Raw genomic sequence first — 23333 nt, 5'->3', positions numbered from 1 at the left:
GTGGCAAAACGGCGCTGCGGAGAAGGCTGAACGCGGGCTTGATTGAAGCAGGATGGCGAGGAGGAGAATGCGCGCGGCAATGACCGGCGGCGAGCCTGATGCAGTCCGCCGTCATTAACTAGCCGGTTGCGCCGCCCCTCACTTACTGGATTTCGTGCCCGAAGCCGATTCACGCTTCAGTGGCGGGATCGTATGGCACGACACGTTCGTCCTCATTCGCATGATTGCGCGCCACGATGGCGCGCGCCGCGTGATTGGCGTCCAGGTTGAACGGCTGATGCGGCACGCCAGGCGGAATGAACAGGAAATCGCCCGGTTCGGTGATGACGGACTCGCGCAAGCCGGGCCCATAGCGGGTCTCGATCTTGCCCTCGAGCTGGTAGATCGCGGTTTCGTAGTCGGCGTGGAAATGCGGCTCGGCATGGCCGCCCGGCGGCACCACGACCATGTACATCGACAAACCCGTGCTGCCCGCGGTGCCGGTGGAGATGCCGATAAAGTAAGGCAGCCGCTGGGTCGTCGCCATTTCCCGGTCGGGTCGAACCTTGACGACGGGCGCTCGCGCGTCGTGCGAAACGTCTGACATGGTCTGCTCCTGCTGAAATCCGGCCGGCGCCGGTCGTCGCGGCGCGGCTCATGCTCCCTTGAGTGCAAAGTCTAGACGATATGAGCGCCGATATCGGACCTTGTCGAGCGCATGCTGCGGCCGTGCGGCTTGCTAGAATCGTCGTCATACCCAAACAGATACGACGGAGACAGAGCATGGCCAAGCCTCAACCGATCAGCCGCTACCCCGTGCCCAAGCCGGATGCATGGCCGGACGACATTCGCGCGCGGATTCTCGAAGTGCAGGAAAAAGCCGGCTTCGTGCCGAACGTGTTTCTGACGCTGGCGCACCGCCCGGACGAGTTCCGCGCGTTCTTCGCCTATCACGACGCGTTGATGCTGAAAGAGGGCGGCCTCAGCAAGGGCGAACGCGAGATGATCGTGGTCGCCACCAGCGCGATCAACCAGTGCCTGTATTGCGTGGTCGCGCATGGCGCGATTCTGCGCATCTACGAAAAGGCGCCGTTGGTGGCCGATCAGGTCGCCGTCAATCATCGCAAGGCGGATATCACGCCGCGTCAGAAGGCGATGCTCGACTTCGCGGTCAAGGTTTGCAGCGCGTCCGGCACGGTCGGCGACGCCGATTTTCAAACGCTGCGCGAGCACGGCTTTTCCGACGAAGACATCTGGGATATCGCGGCGATCACCGCGTTTTTCGGTTTGTCGAACCGCATGGCCAACGTCATTTCCATGCGTCCGAACGACGAGTTCTATCTGATGGGACGCGTGCCGAAAGCCACGGCGGACACGCCGAAAAAGTAGCCGCGCACAGGGCGTTTCCCGCTGTTTTTGACTGAGTGCAGGTGGCCTCGTCCGCAGCGGCCACCGGCATACAGGCTCACGCACGCTCACGCACGCTCACGCAGCCGCCGGTTCAACTCGAAGCGCGGGCGTGCTCACGGTGGTGTCGTCGATCGGGAAATGCAGCAGCGCGGCCACGAGGCCGGCGACCGCCGTCGCTTCCCACAACAGCGAATACGAGCCGGTCAGATCGAATACCAGACCGCCGAGCCACGCGCCGAGAAACGAGCCGATCTGATGGCTCAGAAAGCAGACCCCGAACAGGCTGCCGAGGTGGCGCGTGCCGAACACTTTCGCCACGAGTCCGCTCGTGAGCGGCACGGTGCCGAGCCAGGTCAGGCCCATCACGGCCGCGAAGATCACTACCGACGCCGGGCTTTTCGGCAGTAGAAAGAAAGCGCCGATCGTCACGCTGCGAATCACGTAAAGCCAGCCGAGCACATAGTGCTGCCGGAAGCGGCTGCCCAGCCAGCCGCACGCCCAACTGCCCGCCATGTTGAACAGGCCGATCAGCGCGAGCGCGGTGGCGCCGAGTCCGACCGGCATATGGCACAGCGACAGATATTCGGGCAGATGCGTGGCGATGAAGGCAAGCTGGAAACCGCAGGTGAAGAAACCGAGCGACAGCAGCCGGTAGCCGCGATGACCGGCCGCTTGACCCAGCACCTTGCGAAGCGGCGCGGCCGGCGCTTCCTGAACGGGCGTGCCGACCCGCGCGCGGCGGTCGAGCACCATGCCGAGCGGGGCGATCAGCAACATCAGGAAAGCGAGTACGAAGAGCGACGTCGCGATGCCCGAACTGAGCCGGATGCCTTGTACGAGCGGGACCATCAGCACCTGGCCCGCGGAGCCGCCCGCGCTGACGAGGCCCATCGCCATGCTGCGTTTTTCCGGCGAAGCGATGCGGCCGACCGCCGGCAGCACCACGCCGAAGGTCGTGCAACTCACGCCGATGCCGACCAGCAGTCCCATGCCGATGATCAGCATGGCGCCGCTGGGCGCCACGGCCGCGAGGCCGAGCCCCGCCGCGAACGTCGTCGCCCCGAACGCCACCACCGGCGCCGAGCCGTAGCGATCCGCGGCGGCGCCGGCGAACGGCTGGGCGAAACCCCACACGAGATTGTGCAGGGCGATCGCGAAGGCGATCAGCGTGACCGGCAAGCCGCGGTCGAACGAGAACGGTCCGATGAAGAGGCCAAAGGTCTGCCGGATCCCCATGGCGGCGCTCAGAATGAGTGCGCCGGCGAGGATCACGAGCGTCGTCTGATTGAAGGCGGGGGCGAAGCGTCTGCTGTTGGCGGTGGCCATGGTTCTGATCTCCTTTGACACATGGTCGCAGCGAGCGGCAGAAGCGGCAAAAGATAAGTTTTCGACGACAGGTGAGCGTGGCTCACCTGTGCGAACGGACATGCGGTTTAGTTGGCGGTGCTTTGCAGTGCCTGGTCGGCAGCGTTGGTGTGAGCGTCGAAGTGCTCGGCCTCGCCCACCAGCCAGCGCTTGAAATCGACAAGCTCCGGCCGGCGATCCGCGTTTTCCGCGCTCACCAGCCAGTAGGCCGTGGTGGATTCGATCGTCGCCGGGTGAGCCTGCACCAGCACGCCGCTGTCGATATCCCGATCCACCAGCGGCCGTCTGCCGAGCGCGACGCCAAGCCCCATCGCGGCGGCTTCGAAGGCAAGCTGGATCGTGTCGACGCGCAGGCCCGCCGTGGTGTCGATGCCTTCGGTGCCGGTCGCATCGAGCCATGCCTGCCAGTCCTCGCTGGCGGCGTTCACATGAATGAGCGTCGCGCGACGCAGGTCCGCGTTGCCGCGCTCGTCGCGCAAATTCGCCAGATACGCGGCGCTGCATACGGGCACGAAGCGCTCGCCGAACAGCCGCGTCCACGCGGTGCCGGCAACCGGCGCACGGCTCATGCGGACCGCGAAGTCGAACCCGTCGACGGGAAACCCGACTTGCCGATGCGAGGTGTCGACGCTCACGTTCACGTTCGGCCAGCGCGCGCGAAAACCGGCAAGGCGCGGCAGCAGCCAGCGCGACGCGAAGGTCGGCGCGCAACTCAGCGCGATCGGGCGATCCGCGCGATGATTCGGCAGACGCTGCGTGCCGATGGCGATCAGCGAAAACGCTTCGGAGACGTACGACAGATAGTCCGCGCCGCTTGCCGTGAGCGAGATGCCGCGCGGTTCGCGCACGAACAATTCGACGCCGAGCGCCTGTTCCAGGCCCACAATGCCGTGGCTGATCGCGCTCGGCGTGACGTTCAGTTCCGCGGCGGCAAGTTTGAAACTCTGATGCCTGCCGGCCGCTTCGAAGAAACGAAGCGCCGGCAGCGGTGGCAGACGAAGCGGCATGTTGCATCCCCATGGACGGCGCGCCCGGCGCGCGTGCTGTTGCGCTCAAGCATACCTTGCCGGGCGCTTCCGGTTGCCGTTGTAGTGCCTGCCGGCATTGCGGCAAAAAATGTCGCCGATGCTGTCGATTTGCCGCTGCACGGTTCGTCGTGGCTATATGGAGGACGAGAACGCGCCCGCGCTCGCGGCGCGCGGCTTGCGCCCTTTATCCGTGTTCCGTGACAGGAGATGGCTGATGACTGACGCACACGCATCCGCACCAACGCTCAAGCCGGCCCGGCAACTGGCGGCTGGCACACCGAGCCGCTTTCCCGGTGAAAGCGCCGACTATCGCCGCGCGCGCAACGAATTGCTCGCTGAGGAAATCGAGTTGCGCCGCCATATCGAACGGGTCGCCGAACAGCGCCGCGCGCTGCCGCCCGGCGGTGTGGTGCCTGAAGATTACCTGTTCATGGGCGAAGCAGGCCCGGTGAAGCTATCGGAAATGTTCGGCGACCATGACACGCTCGTCACCTACAACTGGATGTTCGGCCCGCAGCGCGCCCGGCCGTGTCCCATGTGCACGTCGCTGCTGAGCGCATACGACGGCGAGATGCCCGACATCCTGCAGCGTGTCGCGTTCGCGGTGATCGCGCGCTCGCCGATCGAGAAGCTGGTGGCGTTCAAGCGGGAGCGCGGCTGGCGGCATCTGCGGCTGTATTCGTCGGGCGGCAACACCTTCAATCGCGATTACGCGGCGGAAGATCCGGCGGGCGACGACAATCCCGCGTTCAACGTGTTCACGCGCTCGGGCGGCACGGTGCGGCATTTCTGGGCAGAGGAGATGGGGCCGGCGACTGCCGACCCCGGGCAGGATCCACGCGGCGCGCCCGACGTGATGCCCATCTGGACCGTGCTCGACATGACGCCGGGCGGGCGCGGCACGGATTGGTATCCGAAGCTCGAATACGGAAACGCGGCGCCTTAGGGGGCCGACGTGAAGGCGGCCAGGCGTCGCCTCGCCCGTTCACCGCAGAAGAAAAAATTTCGGCGGCGCGGACAGCGCGGAGCGATAGAGAGCAGGGCGACAGGACGCGGGCAGTCGACTACGGCAGCACTTGCACAGCGTAGTCGTGCCCGGGCGCCGTCTGCAGATACGCGGCGATTGCGCTCGCCCGCATCGGCCGGCTGAACAGATAACCCTGCGCCGCGCGTGCGCCAAGCATCTTGACGACCTCGACTTGCGATGCCGTTTCGAGTCCTTCCACCACGCATTCGAGTCCAAGGTTGCGGCACAGGTCGAGTACCGACTTGACGATCTTCTTCGACGCGCTGTTGGTATCCACGTCCGTCATGAAACTGCGGTCGATCTTTATCGTATCGAAGGGCAGGCGGTGCACGTAGCTGAGGCTCGAATAACCGGTGCCGAAGTCGTCGAGCGATACGCGGCAGCCGGCTTTCTTGATCATGGTGAGCGAACTGCGGGCCTGTTCGAAATCGCGCGTGACGGCGGTCTCGGTGATTTCGAACGACACGCGATGCGGCGGCACACCGCTAGCCAGCACGATATCGATCAACCGGCGGGCACGCGCGGAAGTGCAGATATCGATTGCCGACAGATTGAACGACAGATAAAGCTCGCACGGCCAGCGCGCGGCTTCGTCGAGTGCTTTGTGCAGCAGGACCTCCGTGATGCGCAGAATCAGTTCGGTACGCTCGGCAATCCGAATGAATTCTTCCGGCCTGACCGCGCCGAGCCGCGCGTTATGCCAGCGCCCAAGCGCTTCCATGCCGAGGGTGCGTTGCGTGACCACGTCGCAGATCGGCTGAAATTCCAGAAACAGTTCTGACTCGAGGTCCGCATGACGGAGCTCCTGGGTCACGAGACTCGAACGCCGGATGCGCGTTTCATGTTCAGTCGAGAAGATGACCGGCGTGCCGCGCCGGCTTTCCTTGCCGACGTACAGCGCCGCGTCGGCGCGTTCGAACACCTGCGCCACCGTCGTGCCGGCCTCGGGAAACGCGGCCCAGCCAATCGTGCCCGACAACTCGGCGACATTGCCGGCGACCCGATACGGCTGACCGAGCGCCTCGCAGATGCGCTCGCCCAGATCGACGAGCGTCTGGTCCGTCAGTTTGTGCTGCGCCAGCACGCCGAATTCGTCGCCGCCGAGGCGTGCGAAGAAAATGCCGGGTTCGGCAAGCGCGAGCAAACGCGAGCCGACTTCCTGAAGCACGAGGTCGCCGCTGGCGTGCCCGTAGATATCGTTGACCTGTTTGAAACCGTCGAGATCGATCAGTCCGACATTAAAGCCACCACCGGTGACGATCGCCTGTTCGGACAGCGCGCGCAGCGAGGCGAAAAAACTGCGCCGGTTGGGCAGGTCCGTCAGGCTATCGATGCTCGCGAGCCGGAAGTTGTCGTCGCTCAGGCGCTGCGTCTTTTGTTGGCTCGCCTGCAATTCGCGCTGTGCGTGCACCACGTCGGCGAAGGTCCGGCAATATAGTTGAATGATGAAGGCGAGTGCGACGCCGACAAGGGTCATGTCGACAGCCATCGCGATGAAGACCGGATAGCCGGTGAAGACCAGAAAGGTCGAAAAGCTTAGGATGACGATCGACAGCAGCAGCATCGCAGCCGCGCGCAGGTGCATCAGGCAGAACACGCAGCCGACCAGCGTGGTCGCCATGTAGAACGCGACCTGCGTCTGTTCGTACGCGGTGCCGTAAGGGAAAAGGAACAGCGACCAGGCGCTGAATGCGACGGCGAAGAGGCCGGCAAGCCAGGTCAGCTTGCGCAGTTCGGGCTCCGCTTTGTCGAGAGTCAGGACGCGGTGCCGAAGATGCCACCATCGTATGCACCGGATAATGCACAGCGTGCACAGCGCCGCGGGAAAGTAGATCGACAGCCAGGCCGGCGCGCAGCTCAGGTGCGTGACGGCGACGGCCGCCGTATTGACGAGCAGGATGAAATACAGAAGGGGGACCTGGTGGCTGAATGCTTCGAGCTGCGAACGTATGAGCTCGGGGTCGCGTCCCGCGACCGACAGCGCATCCCTCAATTTGGCTAGCAGAATCATCCCCGTCCTTTTTAAACGTTTGCGCAGCACACGCAGCTTTGTATATCGGCAGGTCGGGTGGGACCTTGAGGGCGGGTCAGACAGAAATCGATCGCTGTGCGAATAAACGGTAAGTGCGACCGGAAAGCATTGCCTCTATGTGTCATTTGTGCCGCGTCGAGACGGGCGGAATGGGGCGTTCGCCGTGTTAAAGCGCCGGACAGGAGAGCACGCGTTGCGGTGCGAGTGTCGTGCCGGGTTGGCCGTTTTGCATCCGCGTGCCTTGCGGCGGCGTCGAAACGAGCCGCACGCTATTCACACCGGCATTCGCGAGCGCGTATTTTTCCTGGCTGTTCTCAGGCTGCCAATAGGCGCGGAACACGCCGCCGTCGCCGAAAACCAGCAACTTGCCGTGCACCGTTGCGGCGCCGCTGACGAGGTCGACCGGCTCGCCGTCACGTATCTGAAAGCTCTGCGGGGCGGGTGAATTTGCCGTGCCGACGAGGGTGGCGCAGCTTTTGTCGTCGGCTGCGAGGGCGGCGCAGGACGTCGCGGCGAGCAGCGCACATGTTGCAATATGGCGAAATTTCAATTTTTTATTCCTCCCGGATTCTTTATTTAGCGCCGCCGAGCCTGACAAATGCGGAGTCTTGGCGAACCACCATAAGATAGTAAAAAAGCCCGCCGGTGGCGGCTCGCGGCGCGCTAAAGCACTGAAATTGCAACGGATTGTGATAACGCGAAAACCCGTATCCAGCCGACGAATCGTCTAAGCGCGCGATTCTTATGGCACTTTGCCGGAAAAAATCGTCAAATTCCCTGTGGGCGGGTGATACAAGCCTTACACCCAAGGTTTGCGCGAACCCGCGCGTATGCGTTAGTGTGTCGGTCCCGGCGCAACAGATGTGGCGCCGGTTCCATGATTACCATACGGGAAGTGCTATGAACAAACAGGAACTGATTGATGCAGTCGCCGCAGCGACGGGCGAAAGCAAAGCGGCCACCGGCCAAACCATCGACGCGATCGTCGAAGCGGTGACCAAAGCCGTGGTGGGTGGCGATACGGTGCAACTGGTCGGTTTCGGTTCTTTCTCGACTGGCGCGCGCGCAGCACGCGTGGGCCGCAATCCGTCGACGGGTGCCGAGATCCAGATCGCGGCTGCCAAGACGGTGAAGTTCACCGCGGGCAAGGCGTTCAAGGAAGCTGTCAACGCGTCGTAATGCAACGCGCTTCGCGCCGGAACATCCATGCGCGCTGAACTGGCGCGCGGTGAGCGATGTGTCGGGCGTGAGGAATCACGCGCTGCCCAACCCCGGTCGGTTTGATCGATCGGCGGGTGGTGCGGCGCGTGTGTTTTTGTGCTCTCCCCCAAGGGCGTTCCCGGGGGCCGTGCTTGGCACGGCGTTGGCGGCCCGGCGCGCGCTCAGCCCGCGCGACGTTTGCGGGTGGCCTCGGCCAGGGTTTCGAGCGCCGGCTCGGTCTGCGTCCAACTCACGCAGGCATCCGTGATCGACACGCCGTGACGCAACGGCACACCTGGCTTCAGATCCTGACGGCCTTCCTCCAGATGACTCTCCAGCATGACGCCGATGATGCGGCGCTCGCGCTGCGACAGTTGCTGCGCCAGATCCTGCACCACCTCCAGCTGACGCAAATGCGACTTGCCCGAGTTCGCATGCGAACAGTCGACCATGACCTGCTCGCGCAATCCCGCTGATTTGAGCGCCACGCAGGTGGCTTCCACCGACGCGCTGTCGTAGTTCGGCCCTTTCTTGCCGCCGCGCAGGATCACGTGCGCGTCGTCGTTGCCGCGCGTTTCGAAGATCGCGGCCATGCCCATTTTCGTCATGCCCATGAACGCGTGGCTCGCGCGCGCGGCGACGATCGCGTCCGCGGCGATCTGCACGCCGCCGTCCGTGCCGTTCTTGAAGCCGATCGGGCAACTCAGACCTGACGCCAGCTGACGATGGCTCTGACTCTCCGTCGTGCGCGCGCCGATGGCGCCCCACGCGATCAGATCGGCAATGTACTGCGGGCTCAACAGGTCGAGGAACTCGGTGGCCGTGGACAAGCCAAGACCGTTGATGTCGAGCAGCAGTTGCCGCGCAAGACGCAGACCTTCGTTGATGCGGAAACTGCCGTCCAGACGCGGGTCGTTGATATAGCCTTTCCAGCCGACCGTGGTGCGCGGCTTCTCGAAGTAGACGCGCATCACGATCAGCAGGTCGTCTTTGTAGGCGTCCGCGGCGATTTTCAGTTTGTGCGCATATTCGATTGCCTGATCGTGGTCGTGAATCGAACACGGTCCGACGATCATCACGAGCCGGTCGTCGCGGCCATGCAGAATGTCGGCGATTTCCGCGCGGGTTTTCTCGACCAGTGTTTGCACAGAGGGCGGCACCGGCAATTCGTCCTGCAGCAGGGCAGGCGAAATCAGTGGACGTACTGCGCCGATCCGAACGTCGTCGATGCGCGTGGTGTCCTGGGTGGCGTCGGCCGAGCCGACTTCCTGATCGTGCAAAGGATTGTCGATGGCGCTCAAAATATTCTCCCGGACCTTGGTGATGAAGCGGCCTCGCGGCCTGACTGCGTGTGTGTGGGTGCGTCGATCGTGCTTGTCTTCGCTGCCGGGATTATGACACTCGCGCGATGCGGCCGGGAGCCGCGTGTCAGAGCCGTTTGATCAGCGCCATGGCGGCCGCCGGATTGCGTTCCTTGAAGCCGCTGATCACGTAGAGGTAGACGTCGCGTGCGACCGTTTTCGCCGGCGCATCCGCGGCGGTTTCCAGGTCGTCCGGTGTGATGCCTGCCGCCAGTTGCCGCGCGCGTCCGGCCCATGCGTCGAGCGCTTTGGTCGAGTAGCCTTTGGCCTGTTCGTCCGTGGTGCCCATGATGCGGGCATACACGAAGGGCGCCGTGAGGTCGGCGATCTGCGGGTATTCGCTGTCGCCGGCGAGCACGACGGCAACTTTGTATTTGCGGGCGAGCGCGATGAAGTCCGGCGTCTTGAAGGTGTCGTTGCGGACTTCGATCGCATGCCGTAGCTTCTGGCCTTCTATGCTGGCCGGCAGCAACTTCAGAAAGGCTTCGAAATCTTCCTTGTCGAATTTCCTGGTGGGAGCGAATTGCCAGTTGACCGCGCCGAGCTTCTGTTTGAGCAGCAGCACGCCACTGTCGAAGAAACGTTCGATGGTTTCGCCCGCTTCGGCGAGCACTTTTCTGTTGGTCGCGTAACGCGGCGCCTTCAGCGAAAACACGAAATCGTCCGGGGTTTCCTGATACCACTTTTCGTAGCTCGCCGGTTTTTGCAAACCGTAAAAGGTGCCGTTGATTTCAATCGATGTGAGGTTCTGGCTCGCGTATTCGAGTTCGCGGCTCTGCGTGAGGTCGGACGGGTAGAAGGTGCCGCGCCATGGCGCGTAGGTCCAGCCGCCTATGCCGACGCGGATGTTCGATGTTTTTGAGGTCTTCGAGGTCTTTGTTGTTTTTGCGGCGGGTTCTTTCGGCACTTGGCTTCTCCATCCGACTTCGCGCGGGGAAGCAGTAGATTAGCCGTTTTTTTGCCAAGGAACAGAGCCACGCGGCGACTCAATCGCGGCCGCTATTCGCTGTCCCGTGTGGACGTATCCGTTGCGCCCCGCGCCGCTTCTTCAAACCGCCGGTTCGCCTCCGCCACTTCCACCCTGAACTGCTGCAACGCGCTCACCGCAAGATCCGGCGGCGTCAGCGCGGCCCACAATACGTCGATCAACTGATCCGCCGTCGCATCGATATCGATGTGCCGGTTTGCGAGCGTGGCATCCCACAGCACATGCTCCATCGGCCCGAACACCATCGAGCGCAACAGGCGCAACGGCATGTCGCCACGAATCTGCCCGCTTTCCTGCCCCTGCGCCAGCACGCGCATCAACGGCGCGGTATAGCGGCGCTGCAACTCCGTGAGCGCCTCGCTCAGTTCATGATGCCGCGCCCGGCCTTCGGACAACACCAGCGCGCACAGATCCGTGCCGTTCACCAGCATCAACCGCAAATGCGTGCGCACGATGAATGCAAACTGCTGACGCACATTGCCGTCGCGCGGCAAGCCGGACTCGATGGCTTCGATGATCTCGTCGTACCAGTCGCCGATCACCCGCGCGCACAACTCGCGCTTGCCGCGGAAATAGCTGAACACGGTCGCCTCGGAAATGCCGAGGCGCTGCGCGATTTCGGCGGTGGTCGCGCGTTCGTAGCCTTTTTCGGAGAACACGTCGCGCCCCGCCTGAAGAATCTCCTTCACGCGTTGCTGCGACTTGCGCCCGGCCGGCTGGCGGCGCGAGGCGGGCAACTCGGCCTTCGTGGCAACCGTCATATGAGTCCAGTTCAGATTTGTGAGGCTCGTTGCGCCCGAAAAGGTGCGGAACAAGCCGGATAAGTGCGATGCTAGCACGCCATAGTGATGTTGTAGGCGACCGCTTCAGTTTCTGAGTAACACTCAAAAATACCTATTGACGCTTACGTAAATGTAGCGTGAAATGCGCCTTGAACGTTTCGCGCCTCGTGCGTGACGGCAGGGGCGGCTCACAAAGCCGCCGGGCCGCCGCCGTCCGCCGAGCCGCAACCGGACCAGCCGGCGCCCACCCAAGGCCGGCCGCCAACGAACTCTGGAGACACTGCAATGAGCAACCTGCCCGGTTTGCAATTCCCGCTCGGCGAAGAAATCGAAATGCTGCGCGACAGCATTGCGGGATTCGCTGCCAAAGAAATCGCCCCGCGTGCCGCGGAGATTGATCGCACGGATCAGTTCCCCATGGACCTGTGGCGCAAGTTCGGCGATCTGGGCGTGCTCGGCATGACGGTCTCGGAAGAATACGGCGGCGCGAATATGGGCTACACGGCGCATATGATCGCCATGGAAGAAATCTCGCGCGCGTCGGCCTCGGTCGGCCTTTCGTACGGCGCGCACTCGAATCTGTGCGTCAACCAGATTCATCGTAACGGCACGGAAGCGCAAAAACAGAAGTATCTGCCCAAGCTCGTCTCGGGGGAACACGTCGGCGCACTCGCCATGAGCGAGCCGAACGCGGGCTCGGATGTGGTCAGCATGAAGCTGCGCGCCGAGAAGAAGGGCGACCACTACGTGCTCAACGGCACCAAGATGTGGATCACCAACGGGCCGGATTGCGACACGCTGGTCGTCTACGCCAAGACCGATCCCGAAGCGAATTCGCGTGGCATTACCGCGTTTATCGTCGAGAAGGGCATGAAGGGTTTCTCCGTTGCGCAGAAGCTCGACAAACTCGGCATGCGCGGCTCGCATACCGGCGAACTGGTGTTCCAGGACGTGGAAGTGCCGGAAGAAAACATTCTCGGCCAGTTGAACGGCGGCGCGAAGGTGCTGATGAGCGGTCTTGACTACGAACGCGCCGTGCTCGCGGGCGGCCCGACCGGCATCATGGTGGCGGTCATGGACGCGGTTGTGCCGTATATCCACGACCGCAAGCAGTTCGGTCAGTCGATCGGCGAATTCCAGCTCATTCAGGGCAAGGTGGCCGACCTCTACACCACGTTGCAGGCGTGCCGCGCGTACCTCTACGCGGTGGGCCGTCAACTCGATACGCTCGGCAAGGAACATGTGCGCCAGGTGCGTAAAGACTGCGCGGGCGTGATTCTCTACACGGCCGAAAAAGCCACGTGGATGGCGGGCGAGGCGATCCAGATTCTCGGCGGCAATGGCTACATCAACGAGTATCCGGTCGGCCGTTTGTGGCGCGATGCGAAGCTCTATGAAATCGGCGCCGGTACGAGCGAAATCCGCCGCATGCTGATCGGCCGCGAGTTGTTCGCCGAAACGGCATGAGCGCAACGGCCCGAAGCGAATAAGAAGCGGCGAACAGGAGAGCCACGCAATGCCGATCATCGAATCAAAGCTGAATCCGCGCTCGGACGACTTCCGCACCAACGCGGCGGCGCTCGAAGCGCTGGTCGCTGACCTTCGCGCGAAAGTCGAGAAGCTCGCACTGGGCGGCGGTCAGGCGGCGCGCGACAAACACACGGGCCGCGGCAAACTGCTGCCGCGCGATCGAATCGAGAAGCTGCTCGATCCGGGCACGCCATTTCTCGAGTTCTCGCAACTCGCGGCCTACGGCATGTACAACGACGACGCGCCGGGCGCGGGTGTCATCACCGGCATTGGCCGGATCGCCGGGCAGGAGTGCGTGATCGTCTGCAACGATGCAACGGTCAAGGGCGGCACTTACTATCCCGTCACGGTGAAAAAGCACGTGCGGGCGCAGGAAATCGCCGCTGAGAATCACTTGCCGTGCGTGTATCTGGTCGACTCTGGCGGCGCGAATCTGCCGAATCAGGACGATGTGTTTCCGGACCGCGATCACTTCGGCCGCATCTTCTTCAACCAGGCAAACCTGTCGGCGGCAGGCATTCCGCAAATCGCCGTCGTGATGGGTTCGTGCACGGCAGGCGGCGCGTATGTGCCGGCCATGAGCGACGAGTCGATCATCGTCAAGAATCAGGGGACGATTTTTCTCGGCGGCCCGCCGTTGGTGAAAGCCGCGACGGGCGAAGTGGTGAGCGCGGAAGACCTCGGCGGCGGCGACGTGCATACGCGTCTGTCAGGCGTGGTCGATCACCTTGCGCAGAACGATGCGCATGCGCTGGGGATTGCGCGCAGCATCGTCGGCAATCTGAATCGCACGAAGCAGGTGCCGGTCGCGTTGCAGGAGCCGAAGCCGCCGCGCTACGATGTGAAGAGCATGTACGGCGTGATTCCCGTGGATACCCGCAAGCCGTTCGATATCCGTGAGGTGATCGCGCGGATCGTCGACGACTCGGCCTTCGACGAATTCAAGGCGCGCTACGGCACCACGCTCGTCACCGGTTTCGCGCATATCTGGGGTCATCCGGTCGGCATCATCGCGAACAACGGCATTCTGTTTTCGGAGTCGGCGCTCAAGGGCGCGCACTTCATCGAGTTGTGCTGCCAGCGCAAGATTCCGCTCGTGTTCCTGCAGAACATCACCGGCTTCATGGTGGGCCGCAAGTACGAAAACGAAGGCATCGCGCGCAACGGCGCGAAGATGGTGACGGCGGTGGCCACGGCCAAGGTGCCGAAGTTCACGGTGATTATCGGCGGTTCGTTCGGCGCGGGCAATTACGGTATGTGCGGCCGCGCGTATTCACCGCGCTTCCTGTGGATGTGGCCGAACGCGCGCATCTCGGTGATGGGCGGCGAGCAGGCGGCGTCGGTGCTGGCCACGGTCAAGCGCGACGGCATCGAAGGCAAGGGCGGTTCGTGGAGCGCCGAGGAAGAAGAGGCGTTCAAGCAGCCGATCCGCGAGCAGTACGAGCATCAGGGCCACCCGTACTACGCAAGCGCGCGTCTGTGGGACGACGGCGTGATCGACCCGGCGCAAACGCGCGACGTGCTCGGTCTCGGCTTGTCGGCCACGATGAATGCGCCGATCGAAGACACGCGATTCGGCGTGTTCAGAATGTGACGATGCGCCAGGCAACGCAACCACGCGCGGGAGCAGCGACGATGCAATACGAAACACTGAATGTCGAATTCGCCGGATCGATCGCGACGGTCACGCTGAATCGTCCGGACGTGCGCAACGCGTTCAACGAAACGATGATCGCCGAAGTGACCTCGGCCTTCACGGCGCTCAACGACCGCGACGACGTGCGCGCGGTGGTGCTCGCCGCGAACGGCAAGGCGTTCTGCGCGGGCGCGGATCTGAACTGGATGAAGAAGATGTCCGGCTACTCGGACGACGAGAACCGCGCGGACGCCATGCTGCTGGCGAACATGCTGTCGTCGATCTATCGGTGCAGCAAGCCGGTGATCGCGCGCGTGAACGGCGACGCGTACGCGGGCGGCATGGGTTTGATCTCGGCGTGCGACATCGTGGTGGCGGTCGACAGCGCACGCTTCTGCCTTTCGGAAGCGCGCCTCGGACTGATTCCGGCCACCATCGCGCCGTACGTGATTCGGGCGCTGGGCGAGCAGGCATCGCGCCGCTATTTCACGACCGCCGAGCAGTTCGATTGCGCGACGGCATTGCGTCTCGGACTCGTCAGTGAAGCCGTCGGCATGGAACAACTCGACGCCACCGTGCGGCAGATTGCTGAAACACTGTGTGCGAACGGTCCGCAAGCGGTGCGCGCATGCAAGCAACTCGTGCAGGACATTGCGGGTCGCGAGTTGAACGACGCAATGATCGAGGACACGGCGGCGCGCATCGCACGTACGCGCGCCGGCGCGGAAGGCCGCGAAGGCGTCGCGTCGTTCCTCGAAAAGCGCACGCCGGCCTGGCGCAACTGAAGCACACATTCCAGGGCGCCCGGCGCGCCTTGATCAGAACAACAGCCCCGAAAAAAACGGCTCACTTCATCGAGACACTTCATGTTCAACAAGATCCTGATTGCCAACCGGGGCGAGATTGCGTGCCGCGTCGCCGCGACCTGCAAGCGGCTCGGCATCGCGAGCGTGGCCGTCTATTCCGATGCGGACGCCAACGCGAAACACGTGGCCGCGTGCGATGAGGCCGTGCACATCGGCGGCTCGACGGCGGCGGAAAGCTATCTGCGCGTCGAACGGATTATCGAAGCCGCGCGCGCGACCGGCGCGCAGGCGGTGCATCCGGGCTACGGCTTCCTGTCGGAAAACGAGGACTTCGCGCATGCCTGCGAGGCGGCCGGTATCGTCTTCATCGGACCGCCGGTCGAAGCCATTGCCGCGATGGGTTCGAAGGCTGCCGCGAAGGCGCTGATGCATGCAGCCGCCGTGCCGCTCGTGCCGGGCTATCACGGCGACGATCAGGACCCGCAACTGCTACATCGTGAGGCGGATGCGATCGGCTATCCGGTGCTGCTCAAAGCCAGTGCCGGTGGCGGGGGCAAGGGCATGCGGGTGGTCGAGCGCAGCGAGGATTTCGAGGCGGCGCTGGCGTCGTGCAAGCGGGAAGCGGCAAGCAGCTTCGGCAATGATCGCGTGCTGATCGAAAAGTATTTGACGCGTCCGCGTCATGTAGAAGTGCAGGTGTTCGCGGATCGTCACGGCGGCGCGGTCTATCTGTTCGATCGCGATTGCTCCGTGCAGCGGCGTCATCAGAAAGTGCTGGAAGAAGCGCCGGCGCCCGGATTGTCCGCTGAAATCAAGCGCGAAATGGGCGAGGCGGCGGTAGCGGCCGCGCGCGCGGTGAATTACGTCGGCGCGGGCACGGTCGAGTTCATCATGACCGGCACGGGCGACTTCTACTTCATGGAAATGAACACGCGCCTGCAGGTCGAACACCCGGTCACGGAGATGGTGACCGGCCAGGATCTGGTGGAATGGCAACTGCGCGTGGCCGCCGACGAACCGCTGCCGCTCACGCAGGAACAGTTGAAGATCGATGGTCACGCGATCGAAGCGCGTATCTATGCCGAACATCCGGCGCGCGGCTTCCTGCCGTCGACGGGCACGCTCAAGCATCTGCGCATGCCGGAGGGCGTGGAGTTCAGCATCGACGCGGCCGGTCTCGGCGAATCGGGGCGCAAGGCGCCGGTGCGGATCGACAGCGGCGTGCGTGAAGGCGACACCATTACACCGTTCTACGACCCGATGATCGCCAAGCTGATCGTGCACGGCGCGACACGTGAAGAGGCGCTGGCGCGTCTGAGCCGCGCGTTGCATGCGTGCGAGGTGGTCGGCCCGCATACCAACGTCGAGTTCCTGCAAAGCATCGTCACGAGCGAGCCGTTTGCAACGGGCGATCTCGACACCGGTTTGATCGAACGTCATCACGACGCCCTGTTCGCGCCGCGCAAGAAGCCGTTCAAGGAAGCGCTCGCGTTGGCTTGCGCGGCGTTGCTCAAGCGCGAAGGCGGCACGGCTCATGGCGCGTCGCCGTGGGATGCGTTGTCGCACTGGCGCCTGAACGGCGGCTACACGCAGACGCTCGGCTGGCGTGATCTGGAGAACGGCAACGCGGGTAACGACAACGAAAGCACCTTCACCGTCACGTTCGCGCGCGACGGCGGCACGCAAACGCTCGAACACGACGGCGTGCGCGAGGACTTCAGCTGGTCGGACGGCAGCGGTCCGCACGAATTCCGCGCGACGATCGGCGATGCGCGCGCAACGGGCCGCGTGTTCGTCGACGGCGATACGTTCCATGTGTTCTGTCTCGGCGAAGCATTGTCGTTCGAGTGGCAGAACCTGCTCGCGCACGCCGCGGACGCCGAAGGCGGCGAAGGCCGCCTGACCGCGCCGATGCCGGGCAAGGTGATCGCGGTGCTGGTCGAGCCGGGCACCGTGGTGGAGAAGGGCACGCCGCTGATCGTGATGGAAGCGATGAAGATGGAGCACACCATTGGTGCGCCGGCGGCCGGTACGGTGTCGGACGTGCTGTACTCGGTCGGCGATCAGGTCGCCGACGGCGCGCAGCTTCTGGTGCTGGACGTGCAGCAGAAGTAAATCTGCGGCTCAGGCCTCAGCTGCAGGCCTCAGGCCTCAGGCCTCAGGCGAGGCGCGTATAGCCGACGGCGCGCGCCTCGTTCTCGAGTTGCTCGATGCGTTCGTAGTCCGAGGGCGGCAGCACGGAAAAGCCCTGCAAACGCAGGCGTTTCGCGCGTTCTGGCTGGATCACAAGGGCTTCGTTCAGCGCTTCGCGCAGCGCCTCGATTGTCGCCGGGGGCACCGTGTCGGAAGCGATCAAAGGCAGGCCCGGCGACGGCGCCGTCATACCGATCCGGCGAACCTGGCGGGCCAGTTCCGGCATTTCGTCGCACACGAAAGCGAAGGTCACGCAATCGATCGCGGCGACGTCCGCGCGATTCTCCGCCACCGCGCGCAACGAGCCGAGATGCGAGCCGGTTCGCAACACCGAGCTGAAGAACATGCCGGCGCGCGAGAACGGCGCCACGGCGTGACGAAACACATTCATGCCGCTGTTCGAATCGTCCTGGTTGTAGGCGGCGCGCGCGCCGTGGCAGGCCGCGAGCGTATCGAAGTGGGCGTCCGCGCGCGTGACCAGCACGCTCGAATAATGCGCGCCTTCGCAGCCGGGTGCGTCGAAGCGCGGCGTCGCGACCAACTGAACCTGTTCCTGCAGACCGTGCATGAACGGATAACCGCAGGTCTGCGAGATCAGCAGATTGGGGCGCCGCCAGAAGCCGTGCAATTCCTCATCCGGTTCGACGATGCGGCACGCGGGCTTGACCATGCGCAGCACGTCGGCAAGCCACTCGCGCCACGCGAGGTCGAGCGCGGGCGTGACGTTATACATTGGCAGGGCGGCGATCCAGGTCATGATGCGGATTCTGGCATACCCGTTGTTTCAATGTCTGACCATTCGGAATTCGTCGAGGCCGAGACGCACCGGCTCTGTCGGTCTGAATGCCCATTTCTGCGCCGCGACCGAGAGAATCTCGAACTGCGCATCCTCGAATGCCACGAGCAGGTCTTCCTTGCGTTTGCTCGCCGCGCCGCAGAAAGTCACCAGTGCGTCGGCGCTGACCTCGAAAATCTGCGCGCGATCGTCACAACACACCCGGAACGCGACCGTCGCGCATTCCGTCACACAGGGCCTGAACCCTTCATCGACATAGACCGACATAGCCATCTCCCGCCAAAACACACGCCTGAGCCATCAGGATGACAAGTCGTAATCTGTCGGTATGTGGGAAAACCGGCATTTGCGGCGAAATGGCCACGACTTCATGGGTTGCGCCCGGCAGAAACTGAATACGTCTGCGCAAGCTTTTGTATTCGACGGTCTCGGGGCGATGAAGGCGAAGGTAAGGCAACTCGTCGTACCGCGTCGATCACCGCGGATTTTTACGCGTCGGGCGTCGCCAATGCCGCCGCGACGCGCTCGCGCAAGGTCGGCAGAACGCTCGCATCGAACCACGGATTGCGTTTGAACCAGGCAATGTTGCGCGGCGACGGATGCGGCAGCGGCACGACCTGTGGGCCGAATTCGCGCCACCGGACGAGCGTGTCCGTCAAGGTCGGCCCGAATGCCTTGCCCAGCGCGAATCGCTGCGCATATTGTCCGACCAGCAGCGTGAGCCGGACCGACGACATGTGCGCGAGCAATTCCTTGTGCCAGCGGGCGGCGCACTCGGGCCGTGGCGGCAGATCTCCGCTCGGGCCGCGGCCCGGGAAACAGAAGCCGATTGGCACGACGGCGATTTTCGACGTGTCGTAGAACGTGGCGTCGTCGACGTCGAGCCATGCGCGCAGCCGCGCACCGCTCGCGTCGCTCCATGGAACGCCGGACGCATGCACTCGCGCGCCAGGCGCCTGGCCGATGATCAGAATGCGCGCCGTTCCGGACGCGGCCAGCACCGGCCGTGGCGCGTGCGGCAGCACCGGCGCGCAAAGTGTGCAGGCGCGAATCTCACGAAGAAGGATATCGAGCGACGTGGCTTGTGTGGTGACGGTCATGCGATCGTGCAATACGGCGGACGGGCGGTCGCTTCGCGTGCCGGTTCAGGCCGTGGTTTGAGCCGGATAGATCAGCGTGCCGTCGGGTTGAGGTTGCGCGCCGGGTGTCATCGTTGCAACGGTTGTGTGACGCGCGTCCATGATGTGCAGCACGGTTTCGCCGTGCAGCAGCAGGTAATCCGTGATGATACGCCTGTGACAGCGCCACCAGACCGCCTCCGCGCACATGATCGCGCAGCGGCGTCGGTGGCCGAGCGCGAGAAGCTGCGTGAGGCCGGTGCGGAAAGCATCGCTCATCGCATAGTCCGCGTAATTGCGGAACGCCGGATGAGTCCAGTACTGATTCGGCGACGGTGCATCGTCTTTGCGCCGGCTGCGGCGCCCACCCAGTTCGGCAAGATGCGCGTAGTCGATGTGTTCCGGCGCGAGCGCATCGGGCAGCGTGTCCCGATTGAACTGCGGATTGGTGCGTGAGCGCGGAATACTGCGCACATCGATCAGCGTCGCGACCTCCGCTTCTTTCAGCAGACTCGTGAATCCGGGCAACGCACGGTTGGAATGACCAATCGTGAAAAAGGGGCGGCTCATCGTGCCTTCCTGAAACGCTTGCGTCCATCCCATGTTGTGTACAGCGTGGGTCGCGAAAGGTCAACGTGCCGACGCTGACGATCGCCATGTCCTCCACGGAGCGATCCGCGACTTGGAACTATACTGGGGCACCCTGGAGGTTTCGATGGCTGAACAAGACAGACTGCATCCACTACGTCCGCTCCTGAAAAACTGGATTTGGGAGCATGGTCGAGTCGGCACTCGCTATCTGGATTGCGCCGATGGCGCGATCAAATTCGACGAAGGCAAGAAATCGCATTTCGCCGCCGAGAAATATACCTACGTGCCCCTTGGCAAGGACGCTCAAGACAATGTGTCCGAGGAGGGGCCCGCGGTCCAGGAAGCAGCACTTGCGCGTTTTTTACGGGCCGCGCAGCTGGGCAAGCCAGAGGAAGCCGGTTCCCTGGCGGAGGTTCAGCGCGCGGTGCAGGACTGCGTTGCACTCGGCCTGTTTAGCGCGTATCAACGGGAGGCTCGTGAGGCATTTGCCCGCTACGCGCAGGAACCCATGTTCGACGATGAAATCCGCGCGGCTGTGGTCGACGACATCCGCCGTATTTACGCCGGCATGCCGGAACAACTGGCGCTTTACGATTTCAGCGTGCTTTACGGCTTGCCCACACCGCTGCTGATCAGCGAGACGCCTTTTATCGACTGGCGCGTGAGCGCGAGCCCGGCGCTCCCGTTTGTATCGCTTCCGCTCGGACCTTATTGCCTGCTGGTCGGCGCGCCGTCGGGCAGGCAAAGCCGGGTCGCCCCGGTGGTCTGGAAGGCCGCTGCCGCGCTGGGCCCTCTGAAAGACCACAACCGCCGGATCGCGGAGCGGGCACATCTGTGGCTGGTGGCGACGACGGATGATCAGCTCGTTGCCGCACAGAGCCGGATTGTTGCGGCGATGGGGGCGAGGCCGGAGGATGGGAAGCGCTGATATCGTTCGAATGGGCGCTCCGCGTCCAGTCGCCAAACCTACTCCGTCGGCTTCGACCCAAGTAAAAGTATATCGACCAGTCTCTTCGCACTTTGCTGCCAGTCTGGCGCCGACGCGACATTCGAAACGCCGACGAGCGCGCGAAGCAGATCCAGCGGCTCGATATCCGCGCGGATGTCACCACTCGCGACGGCGTTCGTAACGAGCAAGTGAATCGCGTCCTTGATCTGCGCACCGGACGATTCGAATAGCTTGGTCGGCCCTCCGACGATCGAATTCAATGCCGGCGCGATGATCTTCTTCGTTGCGATGTAATCCACGAAGAGCAGCATCCACGATCGCAACGCATCGGGAGGGGGCAGCGAGTCGGACAGTCTGCGCTGCTCCTCGGCGAGCTTCGCCACCTCGGCACGGTAGACGCTCTCCAGCAGCGCATCGCGCGTGGGGAAGTGCCGGTACAGCGTGCCTGCGCCGACCCCTGCCTGCCGCGCGACATCCTCGAGGCTGATTTCGCCGCCAGCGCGCGTAAACGCCGTTTTTGCCTCTTCAAGGATGCGCTCGCGGTTACGCAGCGCGTCCGCTCTGGGTTTTCGTTCTTTGGGCGTCGAGTCGGTCATTTACAGTTGGGCGCTTGCAAACGGAGGGTGTCTCCGTTTAATATCAAAAAACGGAGGTAAGCTCCGTTTTTATCCCGGGCGGGGAATGACGTCAATCTTCATTGTGCTGGAGCGGCGGAAATGACTGAGAAATTTGGGGCGACTTCGACGACCGACGACGTGCTCGCAGGCGTCGATCTTCATGGCAAGCGAATTCTGGTGACCGGCGTGTCGGCGGGTTTGGGCGTAGAGACTGCGCGGGCACTGGCGGCGCACGGGGCCAGCGTGATCGGCGTGGCCAGAGATCTGGAAAAAGCCACGCGGGCGATTGCCGATGCGCGGCGGGAGGCCGACGCGGCCGGCGGCAGCATCGAGCTGATCGCGCTCGATCTGGCGAGCCTCGCGAGCGTCAGGGATTGTGCCGACAAGTTGCGGGAGCAAGGCAAACCGATCGACGTCATCATCGCGAACGCGGGCGTGATGGCGACGCCCTTTGGCAAGACCGCGGATGGCTTCGAGACGCAGTTCGGCACGAACCATCTGGGGCATTTCGTGCTGGTGAACCGGCTGGCGCCGCTGATCCCATCGGGTGGCCGAGTCGTGATGCTCGCGTCGTCGGGACACCGTTTCGCTGACGTGAATCTCGACGACCCGGGCTTCGAGCGAACGCCTTACGACCCGTTCGTTGCCTACGGGCGCGCCAAGACGGCGAATATTCTCTTCGCGGTGGCCTTCGATCAGCGGCATCGAGCTCGCGGCGTTCGCGCCAGCGCGGTTCATCCAGGCGGAATCCACACGGAACTCGCGCGTCACATGGACGAAGGCCAGATGACTGCGTTGCTCGAAGGTATCAACAAGCAGCTCGAGTCGGACGGGAAGGCGCCGTTTCAGTTCAAGACCGTGCCGCAAGGGGCCGCGACTTCCGTGTGGGCGGCGGTGGTGGCGGCAGCTGACGCCGTCGGCGGCAGATACTGCGAGAACTGCCATGTCAGCCAAACCGTTGCCGACGATGTTGTCATCACACCCGTCAGCGAAGGCGTCCGACACTATGCGCTCGACGCTGCGAACGCTGACGCGCTCTGGCGCAAGAGTGAAGAAATGGTGGGCGAATCATTCTGACGCGACGCTGCGGATGCTATCGAGGTGGTCGTCCGCCGCACTGTATCGATCCTGTTACGCACCTTCCCATCGCTAGCAGCCGTTACCCAACGCGAAACGGCGGCGGTCCAATCGCGGTGTAGTATCCCAGCATGTCCACGCTATTGCGCGGCCTCGACGGCACTGATGCAGCGCATCTTGACTAGCCGGTCAAAAGGCCTGCAAAGCGGTCCAACGGCACCTATGCCGGCGCTGGCCGTAACAGTGGCATTGGTGGGATAAACATCATGTCAATCGAGTGGAAGCGCCGCTTCAAGCTGTTTGTCCAACGTTTCTGGCAGCCGACCAGCGCATGCATGACCTGCATGCCTGGGAGCTGGGGCAACATCATGAGTCTTGCCCATTGGACGATCGCATTCCATACCGGTCTGCTCACCGGACTCCTTGCCGTGCTTTTGACCTTCACGCCCGTTGCGAAACTGTACGGGAATCGATACGGCAATGCGCTGATCGTCGGCTTGCTGACAGCCGTAGGCGACGCCTATGCGCATGCGAGTCACTACCGCATCCCCTATGTCGAGCACATCGTGACGGGTGTTATTTCAGGTCTCTTGACGCTGGCTGCTTCATATCTGTTCGAAGACCGCGCGCGACGGCTTCGGGTGGCATGGGCCAAGGTTTTCGGATGACGCTAACGACATCTCATGGATGTCTGTAGAGAGCGACATTTCGGCTCCGATAATCGGCTTGAGTCATAGTCGCGGTACACCGTACGTTGTACTCAGAATGCTCGACGTGAAAGTGTCCAGCGCGTCGAGCACTACGAAGTCGGCCTTTACCGCTCGCGCGACACATATCCCGATCAATCC

General features: G+C 63.4%; 23 protein-coding genes. 10 read left to right on the top strand and 13 right to left on the bottom strand.

All coding sequences use genetic code 11. The annotated features are described in order from the left end of the window. Window positions 1-169: 169 nt before the first annotated feature. Window positions 170-586, bottom strand: coding sequence for a cupin domain-containing protein (locus tag B0G82_RS21690; protein WP_121308989.1), 417 nt, complete (start codon window positions 584-586; stop codon window positions 170-172). 176 nt (window positions 587-762) lie between these two features. Here B0G82_RS21690 and B0G82_RS21685 point away from each other — a divergent pair, with 176 nt between their 5' ends. Then, window positions 763-1368 carry a peroxidase-related enzyme gene (locus tag B0G82_RS21685; protein ID WP_121308988.1) on the top strand — a complete coding sequence of 202 codons (606 nt, stop codon included), beginning with the start codon at window positions 763-765 and terminating at the stop codon, window positions 1366-1368. Window positions 1369-1464: 96 nt separating this feature from the next. Here B0G82_RS21685 and B0G82_RS21680 read toward each other — a convergent pair whose 3' ends face one another. After that, window positions 1465-2715 carry an MFS transporter gene (locus B0G82_RS21680; RefSeq protein WP_121308987.1) on the bottom strand — a complete coding sequence of 417 codons (1251 nt, stop codon included), beginning with the start codon at window positions 2713-2715 and terminating at the stop codon, window positions 1465-1467. A 107-nt stretch (window positions 2716-2822) separates the two neighbouring features. Continuing rightward, on the bottom strand, window positions 2823-3761 hold the full coding sequence (locus B0G82_RS21675; protein ID WP_121308986.1) for a LysR substrate-binding domain-containing protein: 939 nt from the start codon (window positions 3759-3761) through the stop codon (window positions 2823-2825). Window positions 3762-3996: 235 nt separating this feature from the next. Here B0G82_RS21675 and B0G82_RS21670 point away from each other — a divergent pair, with 235 nt between their 5' ends. After that, window positions 3997-4728, top strand: coding sequence for a DUF899 family protein (locus tag B0G82_RS21670; RefSeq protein ID WP_121310768.1), 732 nt, complete (start codon window positions 3997-3999; stop codon window positions 4726-4728). Between the two features lie 118 nt (window positions 4729-4846). On the opposite strand, the gene B0G82_RS21665 is transcribed toward B0G82_RS21670, so the two are convergent. Beyond that, complete coding sequence (locus B0G82_RS21665; RefSeq protein ID WP_121308985.1) at window positions 4847-6820, bottom strand: EAL domain-containing protein; 1974 nt, start codon at window positions 6818-6820, stop codon at window positions 4847-4849. A gap of 187 nt (window positions 6821-7007) precedes the next feature. Next, complete coding sequence (locus B0G82_RS21660) at window positions 7008-7391, bottom strand: hypothetical protein (protein ID WP_121308984.1); 384 nt, start codon at window positions 7389-7391, stop codon at window positions 7008-7010. Window positions 7392-7741: 350 nt separating this feature from the next. Between B0G82_RS21660 and B0G82_RS21655 the strand changes: the two genes are divergently transcribed. After that, the gene (locus B0G82_RS21655) at window positions 7742-8020 is read left to right on the top strand and encodes an HU family DNA-binding protein (protein WP_006049832.1); all 279 of its coding nucleotides are present in this window, start codon (window positions 7742-7744) and stop codon (window positions 8018-8020) included. A 203-nt stretch (window positions 8021-8223) separates the two neighbouring features. On the opposite strand, the gene B0G82_RS21650 is transcribed toward B0G82_RS21655, so the two are convergent. From B0G82_RS21650 to B0G82_RS21640, 3 genes are all read right to left on the bottom strand, one after another. Further along, the gene (locus tag B0G82_RS21650) at window positions 8224-9342 is read right to left on the bottom strand and encodes a 3-deoxy-7-phosphoheptulonate synthase (RefSeq protein WP_121308983.1); all 1119 of its coding nucleotides are present in this window, start codon (window positions 9340-9342) and stop codon (window positions 8224-8226) included. A gap of 127 nt (window positions 9343-9469) precedes the next feature. After that, window positions 9470-10309 carry a DUF72 domain-containing protein gene (locus B0G82_RS21645; protein WP_121308982.1) on the bottom strand — a complete coding sequence of 280 codons (840 nt, stop codon included), beginning with the start codon at window positions 10307-10309 and terminating at the stop codon, window positions 9470-9472. 92 nt (window positions 10310-10401) lie between these two features. Next, a complete protein-coding gene (locus tag B0G82_RS21640; protein ID WP_116145462.1) occupies window positions 10402-11151 on the bottom strand; it encodes a TetR/AcrR family transcriptional regulator in 750 nt (249 codons plus the stop codon). A gap of 306 nt (window positions 11152-11457) precedes the next feature. Between B0G82_RS21640 and B0G82_RS21635 the strand changes: the two genes are divergently transcribed. The 4 genes from B0G82_RS21635 to B0G82_RS21620 all read left to right on the top strand — a co-directional run bounded on the left by B0G82_RS21635 (window position 11458) and on the right by B0G82_RS21620 (window position 17259). After that, a complete protein-coding gene (locus tag B0G82_RS21635; protein ID WP_012426567.1) occupies window positions 11458-12639 on the top strand; it encodes an isovaleryl-CoA dehydrogenase in 1182 nt (393 codons plus the stop codon). Between the two features lie 49 nt (window positions 12640-12688). Next, window positions 12689-14296, top strand: a complete 1608-nt coding sequence (locus B0G82_RS21630; protein WP_121308981.1) for a carboxyl transferase domain-containing protein — start codon at window positions 12689-12691, stop codon at window positions 14294-14296. Window positions 14297-14337: 41 nt separating this feature from the next. Continuing rightward, entirely contained in the window at window positions 14338-15123 is a 786-nt protein-coding gene (locus tag B0G82_RS21625) for an enoyl-CoA hydratase/isomerase family protein (protein ID WP_121310767.1), read from the top strand. 81 nt (window positions 15124-15204) lie between these two features. Continuing rightward, the gene (locus tag B0G82_RS21620; protein ID WP_116145456.1) at window positions 15205-17259 is read left to right on the top strand and encodes an acetyl/propionyl/methylcrotonyl-CoA carboxylase subunit alpha; all 2055 of its coding nucleotides are present in this window, start codon (window positions 15205-15207) and stop codon (window positions 17257-17259) included. Window positions 17260-17302: 43 nt separating this feature from the next. On the opposite strand, the gene B0G82_RS21615 is transcribed toward B0G82_RS21620, so the two are convergent. The 4 genes from B0G82_RS21615 to B0G82_RS21600 form a co-directional block, all read right to left on the bottom strand. After that, window positions 17303-18094: a PhnD/SsuA/transferrin family substrate-binding protein gene (locus B0G82_RS21615; protein WP_116145454.1), complete on the bottom strand. Its 792-nt coding sequence runs from the start codon at window positions 18092-18094 to the stop codon at window positions 17303-17305. Between the two features lie 27 nt (window positions 18095-18121). Next, a complete protein-coding gene (locus B0G82_RS21610; RefSeq protein ID WP_012426572.1) occupies window positions 18122-18400 on the bottom strand; it encodes a DUF1488 family protein in 279 nt (92 codons plus the stop codon). A gap of 221 nt (window positions 18401-18621) precedes the next feature. Continuing rightward, on the bottom strand, window positions 18622-19233 hold the full coding sequence (locus B0G82_RS21605) for a uracil-DNA glycosylase family protein (protein WP_116145451.1): 612 nt from the start codon (window positions 19231-19233) through the stop codon (window positions 18622-18624). A gap of 45 nt (window positions 19234-19278) precedes the next feature. Beyond that, window positions 19279-19821 carry a DUF488 domain-containing protein gene (locus B0G82_RS21600; protein ID WP_121310765.1) on the bottom strand — a complete coding sequence of 181 codons (543 nt, stop codon included), beginning with the start codon at window positions 19819-19821 and terminating at the stop codon, window positions 19279-19281. 145 nt (window positions 19822-19966) lie between these two features. Here B0G82_RS21600 and B0G82_RS21595 point away from each other — a divergent pair, with 145 nt between their 5' ends. After that, entirely contained in the window at window positions 19967-20770 is an 804-nt protein-coding gene (locus B0G82_RS21595; protein ID WP_116145449.1) for a hypothetical protein, read from the top strand. 38 nt (window positions 20771-20808) lie between these two features. Here the strand turns inward: B0G82_RS21595 and B0G82_RS21590 are convergent, their stop codons facing one another. Next, window positions 20809-21387, bottom strand: a complete 579-nt coding sequence (locus B0G82_RS21590) for a TetR/AcrR family transcriptional regulator (RefSeq protein ID WP_116145447.1) — start codon at window positions 21385-21387, stop codon at window positions 20809-20811. A 120-nt stretch (window positions 21388-21507) separates the two neighbouring features. On the opposite strand from B0G82_RS21590, the gene B0G82_RS21585 reads away from it, so the two are divergent. Continuing rightward, entirely contained in the window at window positions 21508-22485 is a 978-nt protein-coding gene (locus B0G82_RS21585; RefSeq protein ID WP_121308980.1) for an SDR family NAD(P)-dependent oxidoreductase, read from the top strand. A gap of 266 nt (window positions 22486-22751) precedes the next feature. Beyond that, the gene (locus B0G82_RS21580) at window positions 22752-23153 is read left to right on the top strand and encodes a hypothetical protein (protein WP_121308979.1); all 402 of its coding nucleotides are present in this window, start codon (window positions 22752-22754) and stop codon (window positions 23151-23153) included. Window positions 23154-23333: the final 180 nt, after the last annotated feature.

Origin of the sequence: Paraburkholderia sp. BL17N1, from assembly GCF_003634175.1 — a bacterium.
In the GTDB taxonomy this organism is placed as follows: Bacteria; Pseudomonadota; Gammaproteobacteria; order Burkholderiales; family Burkholderiaceae; genus Paraburkholderia.
Note: the sequence above shows the minus strand (reverse complement) of the source record. Positions and strands in the feature narration are given on the sequence as shown.

Coding starts and splice junctions, on each gene's coding strand:
- B0G82_RS21690 (WP_121308989.1), bottom strand. CDS start 586: ATGTCAGACGTTTCGCACGACGCGCGAGCGCCCGTCGTCAAGGTTCGA.
- B0G82_RS21685 (WP_121308988.1), top strand. CDS start 763: ATGGCCAAGCCTCAACCGATCAGCCGCTACCCCGTGCCCAAGCCGGAT.
- B0G82_RS21680 (WP_121308987.1), bottom strand. CDS start 2,715: ATGGCCACCGCCAACAGCAGACGCTTCGCCCCCGCCTTCAATCAGACG.
- B0G82_RS21675 (WP_121308986.1), bottom strand. CDS start 3,761: ATGCCGCTTCGTCTGCCACCGCTGCCGGCGCTTCGTTTCTTCGAAGCG.
- B0G82_RS21670 (WP_121310768.1), top strand. CDS start 3,997: ATGACTGACGCACACGCATCCGCACCAACGCTCAAGCCGGCCCGGCAA.
- B0G82_RS21665 (WP_121308985.1), bottom strand. CDS start 6,820: ATGATTCTGCTAGCCAAATTGAGGGATGCGCTGTCGGTCGCGGGACGC.
- B0G82_RS21655 (WP_006049832.1), top strand. CDS start 7,742: ATGAACAAACAGGAACTGATTGATGCAGTCGCCGCAGCGACGGGCGAA.
- B0G82_RS21640 (WP_116145462.1), bottom strand. CDS start 11,151: ATGACGGTTGCCACGAAGGCCGAGTTGCCCGCCTCGCGCCGCCAGCCG.
- B0G82_RS21635 (WP_012426567.1), top strand. CDS start 11,458: ATGAGCAACCTGCCCGGTTTGCAATTCCCGCTCGGCGAAGAAATCGAA.
- B0G82_RS21630 (WP_121308981.1), top strand. CDS start 12,689: ATGCCGATCATCGAATCAAAGCTGAATCCGCGCTCGGACGACTTCCGC.
- B0G82_RS21625 (WP_121310767.1), top strand. CDS start 14,338: ATGCAATACGAAACACTGAATGTCGAATTCGCCGGATCGATCGCGACG.
- B0G82_RS21620 (WP_116145456.1), top strand. CDS start 15,205: ATGTTCAACAAGATCCTGATTGCCAACCGGGGCGAGATTGCGTGCCGC.
- B0G82_RS21615 (WP_116145454.1), bottom strand. CDS start 18,094: ATGACCTGGATCGCCGCCCTGCCAATGTATAACGTCACGCCCGCGCTC.
- B0G82_RS21610 (WP_012426572.1), bottom strand. CDS start 18,400: ATGTCGGTCTATGTCGATGAAGGGTTCAGGCCCTGTGTGACGGAATGC.
- B0G82_RS21605 (WP_116145451.1), bottom strand. CDS start 19,233: ATGACCGTCACCACACAAGCCACGTCGCTCGATATCCTTCTTCGTGAG.
- B0G82_RS21600 (WP_121310765.1), bottom strand. CDS start 19,821: ATGAGCCGCCCCTTTTTCACGATTGGTCATTCCAACCGTGCGTTGCCC.
- B0G82_RS21595 (WP_116145449.1), top strand. CDS start 19,967: ATGGCTGAACAAGACAGACTGCATCCACTACGTCCGCTCCTGAAAAAC.
- B0G82_RS21590 (WP_116145447.1), bottom strand. CDS start 21,387: ATGACCGACTCGACGCCCAAAGAACGAAAACCCAGAGCGGACGCGCTG.
- B0G82_RS21585 (WP_121308980.1), top strand. CDS start 21,508: ATGACTGAGAAATTTGGGGCGACTTCGACGACCGACGACGTGCTCGCA.
- B0G82_RS21580 (WP_121308979.1), top strand. CDS start 22,752: ATGTCAATCGAGTGGAAGCGCCGCTTCAAGCTGTTTGTCCAACGTTTC.